This window comes from Agrobacterium sp. MCAB5 (assembly GCF_052114365.1).
Taxonomy (GTDB): Bacteria; Pseudomonadota; Alphaproteobacteria; order Rhizobiales; family Rhizobiaceae; genus Agrobacterium; species Agrobacterium tumefaciens.
In genome coordinates this window covers 1-478 of record NZ_JBFREP010000234.1, presented here as the reverse complement: position 1 = coordinate 478, position 478 = coordinate 1, and the positions used below count along the sequence as shown (strand labels likewise).

1 pseudogene is annotated in these 478 nt (G+C 58.8%); it reads right to left on the bottom strand.

The features are described 5' to 3' along the window. A pseudogene (locus AB4Z23_RS28390) lies at positions 1 to 478 on the bottom strand (choline dehydrogenase); the annotation flags it as partial.

Sequence of the window (478 nt, the reverse complement as noted above, 5' to 3'; positions counted from 1 at the left end):
GAGTTGTCGGGTTTCTTGTACCAGATTGCTGTGATCTTACCGTCGTCTCCTGCTTCGATCTTGTAGACGGGCGAATTGTCGAACAGCCGGGCACCGTGGCGCTCGGCCACATCGATATGCATTGAACCGTCATATTTGGCTCCAATCGGACAGACGGGATTGCAGTTGTTGTTGCCAGCGCAGGCCGGGCGGTTGCCATAGGGGCGCGAGGCACGGCCATGCGGTTCCAGCACAGGATTGAAGCCGCCCACTGCAAGCTTTTCCGCCAGCGTATCGAACATGTAGCTCGAGTTCAGCTGCTTCATCGGGAAAGGCATCGAACGCGGCGGCATTGGGCCACCGCCCTGGCCGCTCTCATCCTGCCCGTCCGTGCCGGTCACGCCGAGTTCGAGTTCAGCCTTGTTGTAATATTGCTCGAGATCGTCGTAACCGATCGGCCAGTCCCGACCACGACCGTACAGCGTCTGGATCTTGAAGT